Origin of the sequence: Streptomyces sp. NPDC015032 (assembly GCF_043080425.1) — a bacterium.
Classification (GTDB): domain Bacteria; phylum Actinomycetota; class Actinomycetes; order Streptomycetales; family Streptomycetaceae; genus Streptomyces.
In genome coordinates this window covers 42,033-62,075 of sequence record NZ_JBIBVN010000019.1, presented here as the reverse complement: position 1 = coordinate 62,075, position 20,043 = coordinate 42,033, and the positions used below count along the sequence as shown (strand labels likewise).

At 70.6% G+C, this 20,043-nt stretch carries 14 protein-coding genes; 8 read left to right on the top strand and 6 right to left on the bottom strand.

Features of this window, described 5'->3' with window-relative positions; translation table 11 throughout:
- Positions 1-10: 10 nt before the first annotated feature.
- From ACF08M_RS24820 to ACF08M_RS24810, 3 genes are all read left to right on the top strand, one after another.
- The gene (locus ACF08M_RS24820; protein ID WP_392187474.1) at positions 11-682 is read left to right on the top strand and encodes an RNA polymerase sigma factor; all 672 of its coding nucleotides are present in this window, start codon (positions 11-13) and stop codon (positions 680-682) included.
- The gene (locus tag ACF08M_RS24815; RefSeq protein WP_392187473.1) at positions 679-1,773 is read left to right on the top strand and encodes a CU044_5270 family protein; all 1,095 of its coding nucleotides are present in this window, start codon (positions 679-681) and stop codon (positions 1,771-1,773) included. Before ACF08M_RS24820 ends, ACF08M_RS24815 begins: the two co-directional genes overlap by 4 nt.
- Positions 1,774-2,113: 340 nt before the next feature.
- Positions 2,114-2,227: a CoA transferase gene (locus tag ACF08M_RS24810; RefSeq protein ID WP_392187472.1), complete on the top strand. Its 114-nt coding sequence runs from the start codon at positions 2,114-2,116 to the stop codon at positions 2,225-2,227.
- A 174-nt stretch (positions 2,228-2,401) separates the two neighbouring features.
- Here the strand turns inward: ACF08M_RS24810 and ACF08M_RS24805 are convergent, their stop codons facing one another.
- On the bottom strand, positions 2,402-3,922 hold the full coding sequence (locus tag ACF08M_RS24805) for a DUF4157 domain-containing protein (protein WP_392187471.1): 1,521 nt from the start codon (positions 3,920-3,922) through the stop codon (positions 2,402-2,404).
- Positions 3,923-4,139: 217 nt separating this feature from the next.
- Here ACF08M_RS24805 and ACF08M_RS24800 point away from each other — a divergent pair, with 217 nt between their 5' ends.
- Positions 4,140-4,817, top strand: a complete 678-nt coding sequence (locus ACF08M_RS24800) for a class I SAM-dependent methyltransferase (RefSeq protein ID WP_392187470.1) — start codon at positions 4,140-4,142, stop codon at positions 4,815-4,817.
- Between the two features lie 416 nt (positions 4,818-5,233).
- On the opposite strand, the gene ACF08M_RS24795 is transcribed toward ACF08M_RS24800, so the two are convergent.
- The gene (locus ACF08M_RS24795; protein ID WP_392187469.1) at positions 5,234-6,814 is read right to left on the bottom strand and encodes an alpha/beta hydrolase; all 1,581 of its coding nucleotides are present in this window, start codon (positions 6,812-6,814) and stop codon (positions 5,234-5,236) included.
- Positions 6,815-7,152: 338 nt separating this feature from the next.
- Here ACF08M_RS24795 and ACF08M_RS24790 point away from each other — a divergent pair, with 338 nt between their 5' ends.
- Positions 7,153-7,494 (top strand): hypothetical protein, encoded by a 342-nt coding sequence (locus ACF08M_RS24790; protein ID WP_392187468.1) that lies wholly within the window; start codon positions 7,153-7,155, stop codon positions 7,492-7,494.
- 55 nt (positions 7,495-7,549) lie between these two features.
- Here ACF08M_RS24790 and ACF08M_RS24785 read toward each other — a convergent pair whose 3' ends face one another.
- From ACF08M_RS24785 to ACF08M_RS24770, 4 genes are read right to left on the bottom strand one after another with little or no spacing between them, the layout of a single operon-like run.
- The gene (locus tag ACF08M_RS24785) at positions 7,550-8,698 is read right to left on the bottom strand and encodes an XdhC family protein (protein WP_392187467.1); all 1,149 of its coding nucleotides are present in this window, start codon (positions 8,696-8,698) and stop codon (positions 7,550-7,552) included.
- On the bottom strand, positions 8,691-10,853 hold the full coding sequence (locus tag ACF08M_RS24780; protein ID WP_392187466.1) for a xanthine dehydrogenase family protein molybdopterin-binding subunit: 2,163 nt from the start codon (positions 10,851-10,853) through the stop codon (positions 8,691-8,693). The genes ACF08M_RS24785 and ACF08M_RS24780 overlap by 8 nt, the downstream gene beginning before the upstream one ends.
- Positions 10,850-11,842, bottom strand: a complete 993-nt coding sequence (locus ACF08M_RS24775; protein WP_392187465.1) for an FAD binding domain-containing protein — start codon at positions 11,840-11,842, stop codon at positions 10,850-10,852. Before ACF08M_RS24775 ends, ACF08M_RS24780 begins: the two co-directional genes overlap by 4 nt.
- Entirely contained in the window at positions 11,839-12,417 is a 579-nt protein-coding gene (locus ACF08M_RS24770) for a (2Fe-2S)-binding protein (RefSeq protein WP_392187464.1), read from the bottom strand. The genes ACF08M_RS24775 and ACF08M_RS24770 overlap by 4 nt, the downstream gene beginning before the upstream one ends.
- A gap of 444 nt (positions 12,418-12,861) precedes the next feature.
- Here ACF08M_RS24770 and ACF08M_RS24765 point away from each other — a divergent pair, with 444 nt between their 5' ends.
- From ACF08M_RS24765 to ACF08M_RS24755, 3 genes are all read left to right on the top strand, one after another.
- Positions 12,862-13,488 (top strand): TetR/AcrR family transcriptional regulator, encoded by a 627-nt coding sequence (locus ACF08M_RS24765; RefSeq protein WP_392187463.1) that lies wholly within the window; start codon positions 12,862-12,864, stop codon positions 13,486-13,488.
- 149 nt (positions 13,489-13,637) lie between these two features.
- Positions 13,638-17,252, top strand: coding sequence for an NACHT domain-containing protein (locus ACF08M_RS24760; protein ID WP_392187462.1), 3,615 nt, complete (start codon positions 13,638-13,640; stop codon positions 17,250-17,252).
- A gap of 1,617 nt (positions 17,253-18,869) precedes the next feature.
- The gene (locus ACF08M_RS24755; protein WP_392187461.1) at positions 18,870-19,931 is read left to right on the top strand and encodes a helix-turn-helix domain-containing protein; all 1,062 of its coding nucleotides are present in this window, start codon (positions 18,870-18,872) and stop codon (positions 19,929-19,931) included.
- Positions 19,932-20,043 lie beyond the last annotated feature (112 nt).

The following is a 20,043-nucleotide window of genomic DNA, read 5'->3' as shown; positions in this document are numbered from 1 at the left end:
GGAAACACTCATGAGGAATCGCTTCCGCCGCGGAGACCGCGACGCCCTGGGAGAGCTGTACGACGAGCACGCCCAGGTGCTGTACCGCTATGCACTGCGGGTGACGGGCGACTGGGCGGAGGCCGAGGACGTCGTATCGGCGACCTTCCTGGAGGCATGGCGCAGCCGGGAGAAACTGCGCCCCGACGGGGACAGCCTGCGCCCGTGGCTGCTGGGAATCGCCACCAACATCATGCGCCGCAACGCACGCGCACGCCGACGCCGCGAGATCGCACTCGCCCGCGTACCGGAACGCGGCACGATCCCGGACTTCGTCGACGATCTCGTCACGCACCTCGCAGATGCCGAGCAACTGCGCGCCGCGCACGCCGCGCTCGCTCGTCTGCGCCACCGCGACCGGGAGGTCTTCACCCTCGTGGTGTGGGCCGGTCTGGACTACGCGGCGGCGGCCGAGGCGCTCGGTGTGGCGGTCGGCACCGTCCGGTCGCGCCTGTCCCGTGCCCGTACCCGGCTGCGTGAACTCACCGACGCCGAAGCCCGCGGCGCACGCTCGGAGCCCACGCGGGCCGGAGCCGAACGGCCCCCGGAGGAGGGAAGCAGAGAATCCTCCGCCACCCCCGGCACGCCAGTAACGGACCGCATCCCTGCGGCCCGGTCGTCGACCCAGGAGAACAACGGATGAACACCGCCCCGTGGCGCCGTACGCACCCTCGCTCCGAGGAGACCGAACGCCTCGGTCTCACCGGTCTGCTGCCCCCGCCGCCGGTCCCTGGTCTGGGCCACGACCGTGAACTGCTGCTGAAGCAGGAGCTCCTGCGCAGGGCCGTCCTGGCCGAATCGACCGGCCACCCCACCACCCGGGTTTCACGCCCGCGACGACGTCTGGTCCGCATCATGGCGCCGGCTGCGGCCTGCGCCCTGGTGGTCGGCGGCGTCGTGACGGTGAACCTCGCGGACTCACCCGGGCGAGCCACCACCGCGGTCACGAAGCACGGCGCCACCAGCGGCCCGGCAGCGACACGACTCCTGGACCGCGTCGCCCTCGCCGCCGCCGCAGCGAAGCAACCGACGGTCCGTGCCGACCAGTTCGTGTACATCGAGAGCAAGGTCGCCTACGCCGGGCAGAGCGCCGGGGGAGGCCCGGTGACCGTGGCTCCCGCGCACACGCGGCAGGTGTGGTTGTCTGCCGACGGCAGCCGTTCCGGCCTGCTGCGCGAGGCCGGCGAGCCCGACTCCAGGCTCGGCGACGACGCACCGGCGTACCACCTCGACGGCCGGGGGGCGTCGCCCCGGCCGAGCACCCTGCACGGGACGGATCCGTCGATCGGCAACCCGACCCACGCCTACGTTGCGTCACTGCCCACCGACCCGGACGCCCTGCTGAAGCTGATCCGGGACGAGACCCGCGGCGAAGGCCAGGACCCGGACCAGCGCGCATTCACCGCGATCGGTGATCTGCTCGCCGAGACCTGGGCGCCACCGCGGGTAAGCGCCGCGCTCTACCGGGCCGCCGCGAAGATCCCCGGCGTCACGGTGGTCCATGAGTCCTCCGACGCCGCGGGACGCCAGGGCGTTGCCGTGGCTCGTACGGCACAAGGGCAGCAAACGCAGTGGGTCTTCGACCGGACCACGTACGAGTTCCTCGGTGAGCGCACCGTCCTCACCGAAGCCGGCGACGCGGGCCCGGCCGGGACCGTTCTCGGTACCTCCGCGATCCTGACCAGGGCCGCAGTCGACCGCCCCGGCGAGACCCCCGATCAGACGACGGCGTAACGCGGCAGCCATACGCACCGGCGGCGCCGCGGCATCGCTCCACCGGGGCCCGCGCAGGGCCGGAGTGATGAACGCGGCCAGTGCGCCGTTGAGGAACTCCAGTACGGCCACCAGGACGAGTGAGTAGTGGCCGGACAGCAGGAGCGCCGCGACGCCGCCCTGCGTGAGTGCCGAGCCGAGATGGGCGGCTGTCAGGACGGTCCGGCGTGAGAACCGGTCGGCCGCGGCCCCGCCCACCAGAAGGAGCGCCGGCAGCGGAAGCCTAGGGACGGACACGGGGGCCGAGGAAGCTGAGCGGGGAGCCCGGCGTCGGCCTTGGCGAAAGGCCCCCGCGTGGTCGGTGCCGACGGGCACGCGCATCCTCGACCTCTCCCGGCTCCTGCCCGGCCCCTGGGCCACGCCGCTGCTCGCCGACATCGGCGCCGACGGTGAAGGCCCGAGAAGGCTTGAGTGAGCGTCTGGCGTGCTCCCATCCCGCGTCTTGGGTCGGGGTACGTGTGGCCATCCCGCGGTGGTCGCCACCAACACGAGGAGGGCCGGCAGGCGGCCCGGGATGCTCCGCCCTGGCAACAAGGGCTGGTGTTGCCAGGGGCAGACAGACTTGCAGGGCCGGATCGGCCGGCTGTGGCTACGAGTTGGAGATGGTGACCTCCAGACTGATCGTCTCCTCAGAATGCCCGTTACAGCCGTTCTGCAGAGCGGTCTGCATCTCACTCCATGAGGTGCAGAGGACGATGCCGGTTGCCTCCGTCTCGCAGACCCTCACCTGCCGGGAGTTCTCGACGCGCGCCAGCCGCACACCCATATGGTGGGTCGGCGTCTCGATCCGCGCGTAGTACTGCTTGCCGCCCTTGGCCTGGTCGAATCGCGTAGCGGAAATGATGTGGGAGGTCAGTCTCTCCCCGGCCTGCTGCGTCTTGCACGTGATCACTTTCATCTCCCCGGACTCCCACCCGTCGTAGTTCTTCGGCGCCACCGTCGAATCGCCGAGGAGGTCCGTCACGTCCAGGTACCCAGCTTCGGGTTCGAGCCTGCGCATCACGTTCCAGGCCGTGCTGATGGCGACGACCACCTCCTTGACCTCCTCGCCCACGTTGCCGACGCCGCCCCGGCGCAGCAGCATTTCAAGCTGTTCGAGGTCCTTCGCATCGGGCGTGTCCCGCCTCCCCTCGGGCTCCCAGGCGACCAGCGCCTCCCACAACGGCTCCAGCCAGATCGGCTCGTGCTGGTGGATCGTCACCCAGCCGCCGCAGAGCCCATCCACTTTGAGCCGCCCGAGCCACGCCTCCATGATGGCGGCTGCGTCACCGCTCAGATGGCCCGCGTAGAGCAACTGGCAGACGTAGCCCATCCGCTCCTGGACCTTCTCCTGGTTCAGACTGACCGAACCGCTCCCGGCCGGGGTGTCCGCTGCTCCGCCGCCGGGCTTCCAACGGTCCTTCTCCTTCTGCCTGGACATTTTGTCGCTGACCCGTTGGACCGGTGCGGCGGCCGCGGTACCGAGGCCGGCTGGTGCGCCCGTGAGCCCGGAGGCACCGGCCTCCCGTGCTGGAGCCCTCATCACCTCGGTGGCTACCGCCTCGGCTTCGCGTTCGAACCGGTCGGACGGATCGCTGATGCTCAGGCCCGCGCCGTTCTCCGTTCCGGCCACCGGACCCCGGCGCTGTTGGATCACGTGGGTGAGTTCGTGGGCCAGGGTGTGCTTGTCGGCACCCCCGTCGCCGATGACGACATTGTTCCCCGAGGTGTAGGCACGGGCGCCGATCGCGGCCGCGGAGCGCTGAGCGGCTGCCCCGGTGTGCAGACGCACGTCGGAGAAGTCGGCGCCGAACCTGCTTTCCATCTCCGCCCGCAGCAGGCCGTCCATGGGCCGGCCCGAACCCGTCACCACGTCGTGAACGGCGGAACGCTGCACCACCGGCGCCGGAGCCTCGGCACGCCCGGCGTCCCGGGTCGCCTGAGGGCCGCAGCCGACGCCGTGCTGATGCTGCACGAAGGGGTGGCCGACGCGCTGGAGCATACGCAGCACGACCTCGTTGCCGACGGCGCTCTGGAGCGGGAGGAGCCCCTGCCGGCACTGAGCAACGGGCGCGATGGTGCGGGGGCCGGCTTTCTCGTCCGAGGTTCTGCCGAAGTCGGTTGCACGCATGAGCGGGCCTTTCCTTGGGTAGGGCCAACTCCCTCTGATTACCCTGTCATCAGGACTTCCCGGTAGGTAGGACGAGGCACTGTTGACTGTCCCCCCGGGGCAATGGGTACCTCCTCGCATCGAGGGTCGAGCGCTGATCTGTGCTCTCCCGGGGAGGGCGCCGAATTGATCGTGGGCCCCTTCGGTCTCTGTCAGTGCTCCCATCTAGATTTGCGATGTGACTGAACCCACCTACCTGGCCGCGGTCCGAGAGTCGTACGACACCGTCGCCGCCGACTACGCCGCCCGCGTCTCGGCCCCCGCCGAGCTTGATCCCTTGTCACGCGCGCTGCTGGCCGCGTTCGCCGAGATCGTGGAGACCTCCGATCGAGGACCAGTCGCGGATCTGGGCTGCGGTCCCGGCAAGGTGACAGCACACCTGGCCGAGCTGGGGGTGCCGGCCTTCGGCATCGACGTGTCGCCGAAGATGATCGACCTGGCCCGAGAGGCCTATCCGGACCTGCGGTTCACTGTGGGCTCAATGACCGGGCTGGAGCTCGACGACGACCAACTCGGCGGCATCCTGGCCTACTACTCCACTCACCACACACCGCCTGAATTGCTCCCGGTCGTGTTCGCCGAGTTCCATCGCACTCTGGCGCCCGGTGGCCATCTGATGGTGGTCGGCCATGTGGGAAACGGCGAGCGCAGGCGTCCGGCGCAGGCTTACGGCGGCCATCCGGTGACCTACGACTCCCACCTGCTGCCACCTGCCCAGATCGCCGAAATGCTGGGCCGGGCCGGACTGGCCGTCAGCGCGCGACTGGTGGAGGAACCCGACCAGGGGGCAACGAGGACGATCGCCACCTTCATGGCCCGCAAGCCGGATGCGGTTTCGGAGACCCGACCGCGCTGATCTCGAGTCCGGGGCAGAGAGCGAAGCGGTCAGGCCGGCCAGCGGATCCATGGCGGGGCGTGGGGGAGTTGCTCCAACACCGACCGGCCAGTTGCACATGCAGGGCAGTGGCCGTGTCCGGGCCGGACGCAGGCCGGCCCGGAGTGCCGCAACGAACGGTGATCGCGACTGCGCGAATGCCTGTCGGGACGGCCGACGGCCGGGTACTCGGCACCCGGTGGATCAAGTAGGACGCGGGACTCCCACCGTAGTTGCCTCGCGCGTGCTCAGTGCGCGGTGGCGGAGCGGCCGTGGACCCGGGCACCTCCTGGCCGCACCACGACATCCACGAGCCCGGCCCGTCGCTGAGGGGCCGCCGCGTCGTCCCGGCCCGCCGGCGCGCGGCCGGTGGATCGGGACGACGCGGCATCGGACGGTCAGCGGCTCTGCTTGACGCAGGTCCGGTCCCGTGCGGGCAGCTTTCCGGTTGCCAGGTACCGGTTGACCTCGTTGTCCACGCAGACATTGCCGTACTGGCCGTAGATCGCGTGCCGGTTGGCGCCCTTGAGGGTGAGCAGCTTGGAGCTCGGCAGCAGGTTGTGCAGTGCCACGCTGCCCGTGTAGGGGGTGCGTGGGTCGCCGGTGGCGGCCACGATCAGTGCCGGGGTGTCGCGACGCACCTGGGTGGGCTTCTCGCGGGGCCGGTCCCAGAAGGCGCACGGCCCTATGTTGTTGGTGAGAGGGCCGAACAGCGGGTGCGCGGCCCGGCTCCGTTCGATGTCCCGCCAGTAGCTCTCGGGGTCGCGCGGCACGGAGACGTCGCCGCAGAGGATCGCGGACTGCACACTGCCGTTGCGTGACCCCTCGTTGGTGAGCGCGCCCCGCAGCATCGCGGCGAACTGCGGCGACAGCCGGGTGGGCTGTCCCGCTGCGGCCCTGGCGAGCACGGATATCTGCTCCCCGGCCGCCGCTCGTGCCTCATCGGTGTCGTCGGCGGTCCCGGCGAAGACCACGAAGGGCACCTGGGTGTCGTCGAGCCGGAACGTGTCCGCGCCGGTGCCGACGGTCAGCGGGTGGCGCGCGGAGGTCGCGACGACGCGGTTGATCGTGGCGAGCACTTGTCCGCGCGTGCGGCCGAGACCGTAGACGTCGTGGCGCCGCGCTGCCCAGGTGGCCCAGTCCGCGAGGGCCTGCTCGTTCTCGCGCTCCACGCCGCGCATCAGCTGCGGGTTGTACCGGCGCGGGTCCAGCGCCCCGTCGAGGACCACCCGGTCGTAGCGGCCGGGGAACATCTGGGTGTAGGCCGTGCCCAGGTAGGTGCCGTAGGACCAGCCGAGGTAGGAGATCTTGCGCTCGCCGAGCGCGCCCCGGATGACGTTCATGTCGCGGGCAGTGTTGCGGGTGGTGATGTACGGCAGCACGGACGCGTTGGTGGCCCGGCACTTGTCGGCCAGGCCCTTCTGCAGGGCGACCTGTCGCTCGAAGCCCGCCCGGCTCCCACCGGCCGAGAACACGGAGGAACCAACGGGCCAGTCGCAGTCGAGCGGGGCGCTGCGGCCGACGAAACGCGGGTCGAAGCCGATGAGGTCGTAGCGCGCGCCGGTCTCCTTCATCACCTGGCGAATGAGCGGGGAGTAGCCGAGGCCGGGCCCGCCCGGCCCTCCGGGGTTGAACAACAGCGAGCCGACCCGGTGACGGGCGTCGGTGGCAGCGAGCCGGGAAATCGCGATCTTGAGAGTACGTCCCCGGGGATCGGCGTAGTCGAGCGGGACGGTCACGTCGGCGCAGCGTGCGCCGGCCTTCTCCAGGTCATGGCCCGTGGCGTCGTCCGGGCCCAGGAGGCAACTGCGCCAGTCGAGGCGCTGGTGGTAGTAGCGGTCGAGGCCGGCCCCGGCCGTCACCGCTCCGCCGTCGCGGCCCGCGGCTGTCGCCGTCGCGCCGGGCAACGCGGTGAAGCAGGCGGTGAGGGCGAGGCCCACGGCCGAGGCGCGGCGCACGGCTGCGCTGATGGTGGTCACACGGTCTCCTTGAGTGGGTGCGTGAGGTGGCGGTACACAAGGTGGTGGCGAGAAGAGCGCGGCGGCCCGGTCCGACCCGTCCGCGGCCGCATCGGCGACCCCGAGGATCCGGCGGCGGGGCCGCGCGCCCGGACAACGGCGTGTCCGGCTCGGCCCGTCAGCGGGGCGGATCGGGCCGGTGGGGCCGCAGAATGCGGGTCAGGGAACGCGAAGCGTGTCCTGGGTCGGACTCTGGCCCGGGCCTTCTCGTCATCCGGGCCAGCCTTTCACCACACCTGACACCGCGTCATCGTCTCTCGGTAGTACCGTGCACATACGTCAGTGGTCCTAGTCGGTCCATGGGACATGGCATCGGGACGTACGGCGGAAGCCGCGGTCCCACCGGATGCCGCAGCCCCTGGGGCGCAGGGCCGAGCAGCGCGCCGGCCCAGGCCTACCCCGGCCAGAACCCGGCGCACCGGCCGTACACCCGCTACTCCCGTACCACTGCCAACTGCGCCGGCATCAACGTCAAGACCAACGACGACCGCAACGGGACGGATCGCCTACTGAGTCCGGCTTCGAAGCGGCCCCGGGCACCCGCTGTCCGTACACCGGGCGGCGGCCCCGGACGCCCGGTACGTCCGCAGCCGCCGCACGACAACCCGCACGGTCTCGCGGTGAAGCAGGCCCTGAGGTGAAATACGTCCTATGGCACTGCCGGGCACAGCCGGGTCCGGCACCTGGCGGGGCAGGTCACGCGGCCGCCCGGGAGTGGGCTCCGGGCTCCTTGCCCCCGGCCGCGTCAGGGTGGATGGGCGTCCCGGAGTCCGTCAGCGGCACCCCCGTCCCACCCCGTCGCAAGGCGACGATCTCCGCCGCGATGGACAGGGCGGTCTCCTCGGGGGTACGGGCACCGAGATCGAGGCCGATCGGGGAGCGCAGGCGGGCCAACTCCCGTTCGGTGAGCCCGGCTTCGCGCAGGCGACGGTTGCGGTCCTCGTGAGTGCGACGCGATCCCATCGCACCGACGAACGCGACCGGCAGCCGCAGGGCCGTCGTCAGCACCGGGACGTCGAACCTGGTGTCATGGGCGAGTACGCACAGGACGGTCCGTTCATCGGTTTCGGTGCGCCGGAGGTAACGGTGCGGCCAGTCGACCACGAGCTCGTCGGCCTCGGGGAAGCGGGCGCGGGTGGCGAAGACCGGCCGGGCGTCGCACACGGTTACGTGGTAGCCGAGGAACCTGCCCGCCCGCACGAGCGCCGTCGCGAAGTCCACGGCACCGAAGACGATCATCCGGGGCGGCGGTACCCTCGACTCCACGAACAGCGTCACACCGTCCCGGCATCGCGATCCGTCCTCCGCGATCTCGACCGTGCCGGTGCGGCCCGTGTCCAGCATCGCACGTGCTTCCGCCGCCGCTGTCCGGTCCAGGTCCGGATGTCCGCCGAGACCGCCCTCGCAGGATCCGTCGGGACGGACGAGCAGCGCCCTGCCGAGCAGGCCGCCCGGTCCTCGGGCCACCCGGGCCAGTGCCACCGCCTCCCCGCGTTCGGCGGCCGACACCCCGACTCGCAGGGCCGGCGCCTGCCCACGTACCGGCGTGACGAGGACGTCGATGACGCCGCCGCAGGTGAGTCCTGCCGCGAAGGCGTCGTCGTCGCCGTACCCGAACCGTTCGCGTACCGTCCGGCCGTCCTGGAGCGCCTGGACGCACAGGTCGTACACCGCTCCTTCCACGCACCCGCCGGAAACGGATCCGATCACGGTGCCGTGGGCGTCGACGGCCAGTGCCGCGCCGGGCCCCCGCGGCGCGCTGCCCTCGACGGCCACAACGGTGGCGACGGCGAAGTGCCGGCCCTCCTCGATCCAAGGCTTCAACTCCGCGGCGATGTCAAGCACGCGGGTCGCTCCGCTCGGACCGACGCCGGGCCGAGCCCGCAGCGCCCAGGACGCGGTCCGGACGGATCGGCAGGCCCCGGTGGCGTTCACCGGTCGCGTGCCACACCGCGTTGGCGATCGCGGCGGCGACGCCCACGACGCCGATCTCACCGATGCCCTTCATCCCGACCGGGTCGCCCGGAACGGGGTCATCCACCCAGTCCGCCTCGATGTGCGGCACGTCGGCATGGGCCGCGAAGTGGTAGCCGGCGAGGTCGGCGCCCACGTGCCCGCCGGTGGCCCCGTCCCTGACCGCCTCCTCGTGGAGGGCCATGGACAGCCCCCAGGTCATGCCGCCGATGAACTGGCTGCGTGCGGTGAGCGGGTTGACGATGGTGCCGGCGGCGAAGATGCCGAGGAGGCGCCGCACCCGCACCTCACCGGTGGTGATGTCCACCGCGACCTCGGCGAACTGCGCCCCGAAGGAATGGCGTTCCTTCTTCTCCAGCGCGCCAACGGCTTCGGCGGTGTTCGAGCGGGTGGTGATTCCCTCGGGCGGAATGCCGCCTCCGAGGGCCAGCCGCTTCACCAGTTCGCCCGCCGCGAGCGTCACCGCCCAGGCCCAGGAACGCGTCCCCATGGAACCGCCGGCGATCATCGCCGGGCCGAGGTCGCTGTCCGCGATGCGGACACGGACGCGGTCCGGTGTCACCTTCAGCGTGTCCGCGGCGACCAGAGCCATCGCGGTCCGTGCCCCGGTGCCGATGTCCGCCGCGTTGATCCGCACCGTGAAGGTGCCGTCCGCCTCCGCGGTCACGGCCGCTGTGGACGGACCGACCCCCGAGGGATAGGTGGCCGCCGCCGTTCCGCTCCCGAGCAGCCAGCGCCCCTCTCGTCGCACCCCGGGACGCGGGTCCCGGTCCGCCCAGCCGAATCTGCGGGCACCCTCCTCGAAGCAGGCGAGCAGATTGCGACTGCTGAAGGGCAGGCCGGACACCGGACCCGCGTCGGGCTCGTTGCGTGCGCGCAGCGCGATCGGGTCCACGCCGCACTTCTCGGCCAGTTCGTCCAGGGCGGATTCCAGCGCGAATGATCCCGGTGCCTCGCCCGGCGCACGCATCCAGGAGGGGGTCGGCACATCGAGCCGGACGAGCCGGTGGACGGTGTGATGCGCGTCGGCGTCGTACATCACCCGTCCCAGCATGGCGCTCGACTCGACGAATTCATGCACCGTCGACGTCAGACTCAGCGCCTGGTGGTCGAACGCCCGCAGCCGGCCGTCGGCGTCGGCGCCGAGCCTGATCCGCTGTGCCGTGGGGCTACGGAAACCGACGAGGGAGAACATCTGACGACGAGTCAGTACGACGCGGACCGGGCGGCCCAGAGCGGTCGTGGCCATCACGGCGGCCACCTGGTGCGGGCCGACCCCCTTCGATCCGAAGGCGCCGCCGACGTGTTCGGACCGCACGCGTACGGACGCCGGATCGAGGGAGAAGAGCGACGCGAGTTCGCCCGCCACCCATGTGCTGCCCTGGTTGGCGTCGACGACATCGAGCCGGCCGTCGTCCCAGCGAGCCGTCGCCGCATGTGGCTCCATCGGGTTGTGGTGTTCCTCGGGAGTGGTGTACTCCTCGTCCACGACGACGGCGGACGCCTCGAGCCGGGCCGTCACATCGCCCTTCGTCGTCTCGGCCTGGACCAACGGGCTGTTCTCAGGCGAGTACGCATCGGTGCGTCCGGCGGAGAACGCGACATCGTGCGGCTCCTCGTCGTACCGGACCACCAGGGCCTCGGCGGCCTCCCTCGCCTGCTCGGACGTCTCGGCCACGACCAATGCCACCGGCCAGCCCGAGAAGGGCACGCGGTCGTGCTGGAAGAGGCCGAGGACCGGGTTCGGCCGTCCCATCTTGCCCACGTAGTCGGTGTCGACACGCGGCGCGTTCCCGTGGTGCACCACGGTCAGCACGCCGGGCATGGCCAGGACGGGGACGTCCTCGACGGAACGGATCCGGCCGCGAGCCACCGTCGACAGCACCAGCCAGCCGTGTGCGAGGTCGGCGAAGGGGATCTCTCCGGCATAGCGGGCCGCTCCGGTGACCTTGTCACGGCCCTCCACACGAGGGTGCGCGGAGCCGATGGCACCGGTCGACGCGGGGGTTCGGGTCGGCGTGGTCATCGGGCGGCCTCCTCGGCGAGTTCGGACAGCACGGCCACTGCCAGGTTGCGCATCAATGTCACCTTGTACGCGTTCCCGGGAAGCGTCCGGGCGGCGGCCAGTTCGGTATCCGTCGCGGCGGTGAACGCCTCCGCCCGCGCCGGTCCGCCGACCAGGGCCCGCTCGGCCGCACGGGCCCGCCACGGCCGGGACGCGACCGCCCCGAACGCCAGACGCACATCGCGTACGGACCCGTCCCGGACGTCGAGCGCGGCGGCGACCGAGCCGATCGCGAAGGCGTAGGAGGCGCGCTCGCGCACCTTCCGGTAGCGCGAGCGGGCGGCGAGCGGGGCCGGCGGCAACGTGATGCCGGTGACCAGCGCCCCGGGTGGCAGGGCGGTCTCGACGTGCGGGGTGTCGCCCACCGGAAGGCAGAGTTCGTCGATCGGCAACTCGCCCGGCCCGTCCGCCGTTTCGTAGGAGACGACGGCGTCGAACGCGGCCAGCGCGACCGCCATGTCCGAAGGGTGGGTGGCGACACAGTGCTCGGAGGCGCCGAGAATGGCGTGGTTGTGGTGCTCGCCGGTGCGGGCGGGGCAACCGCTGCCGGGAACACGCTTGTTGCACGGCTTGCTGACGTCGGTGAAGTATCCGCAACGGGTCCGTTGGAGCAGATTCCCTCCCACCGTCGCCATGTTGCGCAACTGCCCCGAGGCGCCGGACAGGACAGCCTGCGCCAACGCCGGGTAGCGGCGCCGTACTTCCGGGTGCGCGGCGAGATCGCTGTTGGTGACGGTCGCTCCGATACGGAGCCCGTCGTCGTCCGTCACCTCGACGGCGTCGAGGGGGAGCCGGCGTACGTCGATGAGCAGTGTCGGCCGTTCCACGCCCGCCTTCATCAGGTCGACGAGGTTGGTGCCGCCGCCGAGCAGCCGGGCGTCGGGCGCGGCGCCGAGCAGGGCGACCGCTCCCGCCACGTCGAAGGCGCGTTCATAGGCGAACTCCTTCACGCCGACGCCTCCTCGACATCCTCGACCCGGGTCTCCTGCGCCGCCCGCGCGACCGCCTGCACGATCGACACGTAGGCGCCGCAACGGCACAGGTTGCCGCTCATCCGCTCGCGGATCTCCTCGGCGGTGAGCGCGGGTGTCCCCGCTTCGGGCCGGACGTCGTCGGTCACGGCACTCGGCCAGCCCGCCGCGTGCTCCTCGATCACCGCGAGCGCCGAACAGATCTGCCCCGGAGTGCAGTATCCGCACTGGTAGCCGTCCAGGTCGAGGAACGCCTGCTGCACCGGATGCAGCCGGTCACCCTCGGCCACACCTTCGATCGTGGTGATCGCGCACCCCTCGGCCGCGGCCGCCAACTGGAGGCAGGAAACGACCCGGCGCCCGTCGAGCAGCACGGTACAGGCGCCGCACTGGCCCTGGTCGCAGCCCTTCTTGGTGCCGGTCAGACCGAGCCGCTCGCGCAGGGCATCGAGCAGGGTGGTGCGATGGTCGAGGGGCAGCGTGTGCTTCTCGCCGTTGATGTGCAGGGTGATGGTGCTGGACGTCGTGTGGGTGCCGGACGTCGATAAAGCCATGCTCAGCCTTCTTTCGTCTTGCGGATGCGCGTCGAACGAGACGATCCCTCCGGAACAGTCCGGGAGGGAGAGGGTGATGCAGATCGATGAAGCCGGTGACCGGAAGCGTCGACCGACCGCACGGGCCGGATGGGCCGCTATGGTGAACGCAAGCGGACAACTGTCCGGTAGTCATCGAACCTAGCGGACGGCCCTTCGTTCAGCAAAGGGCTGCCTCGTAATCCCTGGTGGATCGGCGTGCGGCGGCAGATGCGGTGCATCGCAAGGCGGAGGGACGCCCGCATACTGGACGTATTCGGATGTTCCGACAACGCGGCGGGGACGGGGCCTCCCCTGCTCGAGCGCAGCCGAGAGCTTGGGGAAGCAGTTGTCGTCGCGCGCTCAACCGCCCAGGGCAATACACCTAGGGCAGTGCCGGATCGCGACCGCGGGGGAGGACGGCAGGTGCGGGAGGAGAGGAGCGGGGCCCTGCGTCCGGACGCGCAGAGGAATCGCGAACGCATCCTGGAGATCGCGCTCGTCGAGCTGACGCGGAATGCGGACGTCCCGCTGAGCGCGATCGCGAAGCAGGCCGGGGTCGGGCAGGGGACCTTCTACCGCAACTTCCCCCACCGAGAGGCCCTCGTGCTGGAGGTCTACCGCTACGAGATTCAGCAGGTCGCCGATGCCGCGGCCGAACTGCTCCGCACCCGGGCGCCCGACGATGCCCTGAGGGAGTGGATGGACCGGCTGGCCCAGTACGCGATGGCCAAAGCAGGCCTGGCCGACGCGCTGGGCAAGACCACCAGCAGCTACAGCAGCCTCGCCCAGTTGGGGTATGGCCCGGTGACCGGGGCGGTCACGCTGCTGATGAACGCGAACGAGGAAGCCGGCACCATCCGTCCGGGCCTGACCCCCGACGACTTCGTGCTCGCGATCGCGGGGCTCTGGCATATCGACCCGCACGGCGACTGGCAGCCCCGGGCGACGCGCCTGCTGGACCTGGTGATGGACGGGCTGCGGGCGGGGGCGCCGGGAGTGGTCGGGGGCGCGGCGGGCGGCTTCGATACGGAGGAGGGACGGGCCGGGTGACGAGTGGGCCCCGTGCCGGAGTCCGGCGCTCGTGGCCCCGGCCGGACTACCCGAATCCGCCCCGACGGGGCGGGCGTTGTGACGGGAATCGATGCGAACCGCCGGATGCTAACCGCATTGTCCAGCCTTCTTGACTCCGCGGATGTGGCATGGCCATGTTCTTATTCGGGGAGGGAGACGCCCATGCAGCCGAATGCACCCACATCGCCGACGGCCCCGGACTGAGGGCCGCGATGCTCCGGGAGAGGACAGGGCCGGTCACCAACCGGCTGTCGGGCGGGACACACAGGAACGTCGTCATGGCGGGCCACATCGGGCGGGTCGTGCTCTCGGTCCGGCTGGGCGCCCCGTACGCCGTCATCGCCTTCGCCGTGGTGCTCCTGGTGGCCCGTCCGGCATTGCCGCAGCCGGTGGGACACACGCTCGGTGCCGCGCGGGCGGGCTGGCTGCTGATCGCCGCGACACTCGCCTTCGAGACATGGGTGCGGGTGCGCCGGCGGATCCTCGGCAGGCGCAGAGCGGCGTGGCTGTCGGAGCAGTCCCTGAGGCAGGCGGCCGAGGAACTGGCCGGGAAACTGTCCTTCGTGTACGGGCAGGACGAGCGCTGGAAGCAGATCCGGGACCCGGAACCCATCGAGGTCGCCTGGCGTGTCCCGGACTGGCCATCCGACCTCCGACTGGGCTCGCCCTCACGGTATTTCGTCAGGGCGACCGGGCAGCGCCTGGTTGTTCTGGGGGGTGCCGGTGCGGGCAAATCCGTTCTGGCGCTGCGCCTCGCGCACGAACTTCTCGAAGACCGCGCTCGCACCGGGGACGGACCGGTGCCAATCCTGGTCCCGCTCGCGTCCTGGGACCCGCGCAAGGGCCTCTTCGGCTGGATGGCCGAGCAGTTGGCGGACGAGCATCCCGGTGCGTGCACACCGGTTCCCGGAGCACCGGCCGACGAGGTCGCCTTCACCCTGCTCCGTACCGGGCGGATACTGCCCGTTCTGGACGGCTTCGACGAACTCCCCTCCGGCGTCCGGCAGACGGCGATGCGCGAGCTCACCCAGAGCCTGCGGGGCGGGCACCGCTTCGTGCTCACCAGCCGTGAGCCCGAGTTCCGCGCGCACGTGCCCGACCACGGCGCTTTCATCCGGGACGAGATCGTCCTGTGCCCCCTGACCATCGACGCCGTGGCCGCGTTCCTGAATCCGGGAGACCGGACGGGAACGCAATGGTCCGCGGTGCTCGACCGTCTCGGCGACACGGACGACCGGGCCCCCGAAACCGTGCGCCTGCGCAGGACGCTCCGTGTCCCGCTCATGGTGACACTGGCCAAGGTCGCCTACGGCCGTGAGGGCGTCGATCCGACAGTGTTGCTGGAGCGCGGGCGGTTCAGCAGCCGGGCGGACATCGAGAGGCATCTGTACGACGCCTTCCTCGACGCCGTCTACAGCCGGTCGCACGACGACCTGACTGCGAGCGGTGGCTGGGCCCCCGACCAGGCGCGTGAGTGGGCGGGCTTCCTGGCGGCGCGCATGAAGGCGCACCGTCAACAGGACCTGGCGTGGTGGCACCTGGACGACGAAGTCCCCACCTGGATCAGGGTGTGCGGAATCGCCCCCGCCTGTGCCCTCAGCGTGGCGCTGGTGGCGTGGCTGGGGCTGGGCAGGTCCTCGCTCTGGTGGCCGGAGTGGGACGGGGTGCCGGTGTGGGGAGCCCTCGCGGTGCTGTACGGCGTCGCCATGCTGAAGGCATGGTTGACGGCCAGGACCGACTGGCACCAGGCACCGAGTCGGCTGGCAGTGCCGACGGGGCCGCAGGTGCGGGGGCTATGGGCGCGTCGGCGGTACCGGATCGCGGCCCTGCTTGTCGCAGCCGGTGGAGCGACGGGAGGGGTGCTCGGGTTCGCGCGCCCGTACTTTGCAGTTGTGTGCGGGCTGCTCGGTGCGGTCGCCGGCCGGCGGACGGTGCGCGCGGTGTGGCCTTCGGCCGATCCGTCCCTCGCGCGTTCACCGGCCGGGCTGCTGCGCTCGGACCGGGCCGCGGTCCTCGGGCTCGGCTGGCTGACCCCGATCCGCGAAATCAGCGAACTGATAGTGCCGTTGGCCATCCTTTGGCTGCCCCCGGTCTTCCTCGGCGGCTGGTCCGTGTCGGGAGGCCAGGACGTGGTGGGCATCGGGACCTGGGCGGTCACCGTCGCGGGCACGCTGACGACCTGGCTGCTGTACGCGGTGGCGGTATCCGCCTGGGGACGGTACAGCGTCGCACGACTGTACCTGGCGGCCACGGGGCGGCTGCCGCTACGGCTCATGGCGTTCCTGGAGGACGCACACCGACGCGGGGTGCTGCGCCAGTCCGGGGGCATGTACCGGTTCCGCCACATCGAGTTGCGCGACCGGCTGGCGCAGGCCGCGGTGTACGAGGCGGCGACCGTACGACAGTGGCCTCTCCGGCTGCGCACCGGCGTTGGCCAACTGGTGGGCGCGGCGGCGGCCATCGGCATCCTGGCGATGCTCCCGGCGGGGCTTTCCGCGAGGGCGGCGACGGGGCCCGTACGGGCGCTTCCCGCGGCATGCGCGCTGCTCGACGGAGAGGACGTGGACCGGCTCACCGTCCGCGCGGCGAAAAGGGCTTCCAGTCGTGTTCCCCTGCTCTCGGCTGCCGGCAACCCCACCCGACTGCCGGATCAACGGGGCTACTGCACCGTCGAGGAACAGTCGCCCTTCGCCCGGAGCGTGCGGATCGAGGTCAGGACCACGGTGTACACGGCCGTGAGTTCTCTCCAGGCGTTCGACCGACGCAGCGGGGCGGAACACGCGCGGGACGAACTGGCGCGCCGGCGACGAGTCCTGACGGCGTTGCGGAGCAAGGAGCAGAGCCTGGAGGGACTGGGTGACGAGGCACGCATAGTTTCGGGGGATCCCATCCCCGGAGTGGGGAACAGCGAGTACGAAGGGGGATGGGATGGGGTCCACCCGCGCAAGTCCGCCACGGCCACCGCATCCGTGCGCGTGGGCAATGCTGTCATCGAGGTCGGCTACACGGAGGAGTTCGCCGACCGCGACCGTGCCATCGGCGTGGCCCGGATCCTCGCCCGCCGGGCACTGCAGCGCGCGGGATTCGACGATGCGGTGAAATCGGCAGACACCCGGACCGTGGCCGACGTGCCACGCGACAGGGTCCCGGCCCAGGGCACCCGGTTCAACGCCTACGTCGACCGTCCGTACCGGCCCCTGTACGGCGCGGTCTGGCGGCGCGAAGACAGCGCGTATATCGAGGAGATCCCCGGCCATCAGCTGGCATTCCGTATCCCCCGATTCATGGAATGCGGCCCGGCCATGGGCGAATCGACGGAGGGCGGGCGCGAGGACCAGCGCATTTGTGAGGGGGAGAAGGAGTTCGTCCGCGCGGGGCTCGTACCCGACATCCGTATCGATGTCTGGTCCCACTACTGCGGCGCGAAGGACGCCTGCGACCCGAAGGAAATGCGAACGTATGCCGACGGGTTCGGCGAAAGGGACCGGACCGTGTGGAAGGAGCGGTTGCAGGGCACCGTTTCCTACGCGGTCGAGCACATCGACGGGAAACACCGGCGGTACCGGATGTCGTTGATCCGTCGGTGGGGTTTCAAGGCGGTGAGCGGGAAGCACCATTCCTTCTTGCTCCGGGCGCGGGTCGAAGTGCCGGACGGTCGCCCCGAGCTGGCGCAGAAGATCGTGAACGACATCTTCGGGCAGACCTGCAACTTTCCCTCCGCCAGGCCCGGTTGCTCCGCCTGAGTGCTCCATCGCCATGCCGTGGCTTCCGCGGCCGCCGCGCAGCGCCTCGGACCGGGCCGGGGGGTCGGCCTCGACCCACTCCTGTGCCGGCCACCAGCCGACGGCCTTGCGCGTGATGGATGGTCCCTTGGCCGATCATGTCGCGTCCGACGTTCTCCGATCCCCGTGCGAGGGGCAGCGTGTGAGGGAAGGCCGGACGCAGGAGGAGGCGAGGATTCTGCGGATAGAGGCTTGTACGACGGGGAGAACTCTTCAGTGGGAGCACGAAAAGGCCGTCTGGCCCGTGGCCTGGTACTGGCAGGAGGGGCCGTGACTCATCGGGCGGGCGGGAGCCGGTGAGCGCGCGTGAGTGGCCGCGCCGGTTGGGTACGGCATGATGGTTCTCATCGGGATCGCGCTCGTGATCCTCATGCCGCTGCTGGTACTCAGGCTCGGCTGGGAAGGTCTGCGCAACTATCGGCGGACGGTGCGGAAACGGCCTGCCGTGGAGTGACGCATGGAGTCGCGGGCCCAGATGGGCTCGACGGTCCCGCCCTACTGCGCCGGGTCGACCCGCCATGCGGCCTCGCCATCGACGACTTCGCCGCGCCGACGGCATGGGCAACCGGCCTTGGCTGACCCCGCGGCCGGTCGACGACCTGCTGCGCCGCCGTCCTGCCTGATCGTTATGGCACAGACCTTGGGCACGCACGAAGTCAACACGGAGACCTTGCGCACCGCCCTGCGGGCTTGGCCGCCCCTGGTGCCGGGCCCCGCGAGGCTCCGGGACGTGCCACCTTCCGAGCGTGGTCGAAGCAGGTGGTGGTCCTTGCGGCGTGCGCGTGCCGGCATCTCCGTCGCAAGGAAGGCGTAGAGGGCACTCCGAAATTCCAGTGACGGTTTCAGCGCTGTCTGTCCCGGCAGTGAGAAAGCACTGATCAACAAGAAAGACAGTCGATCAAAATAAATCAACTGACGGCACAAAATGACCCGCAGAGCCGATGAGGTGTTCACGGCGCCGATCTGATTTTATTTTCGCATCCTGGTTCCGGGCGTATATATCGGATTACGGTGTGACGGCGTGGCGGAGGTGCGCAAAGTCGCGTTAGTGTCGCGATCGAGAGGAGGCCTGGGCCGGGCTTGAGGACCTACGAACCAAGCCCCCCTTCAGCATTCCGTCCAGTACGAGATCCCGAAGGGGAAGCTCATGTCTTTCCGATATGCGATCCGGAGCGCCGTGGCGTCTCGGGGCGTTGGTGACGGTAACAACGGGGCGGGGATTTCGCACGGCTCCGTGCCGGCATTGTCACGTTCGGCATGGGGGCGAGTCCGTGCTGCTCGGCCTCCGTATGGGCACAGGGGACCGTGCCTGGGTGGGCCGGGGTGGTCTGGGAGCCTCGGGGGGTGGCCGTGTGGGCCTGCCGGGACTCCCGGTTCTCCCGGCAGTGGGCCCGGGCGGACCGAACCCGACTCGGGGGCAGCCCGTCACAAGGGCCTCGGGGCGTGATGAGACCCGTGCTGAGTGCCGGAATGTACCCCTGCCGGAAGCGCAGTAATTGAGCCCGGATATCGGATGGCCGTCTCCCCGGTGCTCCACCGCGGAGGCGGCCTGGGCGGTGACGGTGGAGGGAGGAAGAGATGCGTGCCGAGCCGGACAGGCGCACGTGCGGTTTCTGCGAGAAGCAGTTGCCCGAGGTCAGCGGGCCCGGGCGGCGGCGCTCGTACTGCGACAACGGGTGCCGAAGGCAGGCGCAGCGACGTCGGGAGCGCGAGAGGCCGCGCATCGGCGAGGACCGGCGATCGCTGGGCCAGGAGATCGCGGCCGAGGTGCACCGGCTCGCGGGCTCCCTCACGGAGGCCGCGTACGCGGGGGAGGACCTTGCAGAACTGGTCCGGCGCGCCCGCGCGGTGGAGAACGAGATCGCGTGTTTCCTGGCCGCGGTGGTTCGGGAGAAACGCACCCGGGGTGCGAAATGGGATGACGTCGCGAAGGCCATGAACGTGACGGCGGAGACAGCGCGCAGCAAGTGGAACTCCGACCGCGTCCGACGCCTGCTGGACCACCGGGCGGCCGCCCAGAGAGCGGTGCCGATACCCGGCCCACGAGTGGTTGCTTCCCTGCAGGGGGAGGGCTACGGGCCGACGCGCGAGCCCGGTGCGACACCCGGGACCGCGGGACGGCGGCTCGCCGCAGCACTCTCTCAGCTCCAGCGGGAGAGAGGCATCAGTATCCGTGCACTGGCAGACCACACCATGCTTTCCCCCTCCTTCATCTCCCGGATCCTGTCGGGTGAGCGGCTTCCTTCATGGGACCTGGTGTGCCACCTGTGCAGCGTCATGGGGCAGGAACCGCGGGACCTTCGCCTGCTGTGCGAAGTGGCCCACGGCATCACGCAAAGACCGCGGCAGACAGCGACCGAGCACATCGCCTCCTTGAAGGCCGCCCTACGGGGGCTCCACCTGGCCGCGGCCAGACCGACTCCCCAGCAGATCCAGCGACGCAGCAACGGCAAGGTGCCTGCCCGCGTCGTCACCCAGGTACTTCGAGGAGAACTGGTACCGGAATGGGAGACCTTGGGCACCCTCGTCACCGCGCTGGGTGGCCAGGCCGCCCACCTGAAACCCTTGTGGGAAGCCGTCCACTACAGCTTCCTGATGACGGACGACCCATCCGTCACCGATCTAAGGGCTGTCCCGTAGTCCCTGGCGGGCGCACGACGGCGGCTGCTTCCCCAAGTTCTCGGCTGCGCTCGAGCAGGGAAGGCCCGATCCTCGCCGGGTTGTCGGGACGTCCGAATACATCCAGTATGCG

Bases quoted from the DNA above. Each gene is read 5' to 3' on its own strand.
- ACF08M_RS24760 (WP_392187462.1), top strand. From the start codon at position 13,638: ATGGCCATGTTCTTATTCGGGGAGGGAGACGCCCATGCAGCCGAATGC.
- ACF08M_RS24805 (WP_392187471.1), bottom strand. From the start codon at position 3,922: ATGCGTGCAACCGACTTCGGCAGAACCTCGGACGAGAAAGCCGGCCCC.
- ACF08M_RS24780 (WP_392187466.1), bottom strand. From the start codon at position 10,853: ATGACCACGCCGACCCGAACCCCCGCGTCGACCGGTGCCATCGGCTCC.
- ACF08M_RS24755 (WP_392187461.1), top strand. From the start codon at position 18,870: ATGCGTGCCGAGCCGGACAGGCGCACGTGCGGTTTCTGCGAGAAGCAG.
- ACF08M_RS24820 (WP_392187474.1), top strand. From the start codon at position 11: ATGAGGAATCGCTTCCGCCGCGGAGACCGCGACGCCCTGGGAGAGCTG.
- ACF08M_RS24790 (WP_392187468.1), top strand. From the start codon at position 7,153: ATGGGACATGGCATCGGGACGTACGGCGGAAGCCGCGGTCCCACCGGA.
- ACF08M_RS24770 (WP_392187464.1), bottom strand. From the start codon at position 12,417: ATGGCTTTATCGACGTCCGGCACCCACACGACGTCCAGCACCATCACC.
- ACF08M_RS24815 (WP_392187473.1), top strand. From the start codon at position 679: ATGAACACCGCCCCGTGGCGCCGTACGCACCCTCGCTCCGAGGAGACC.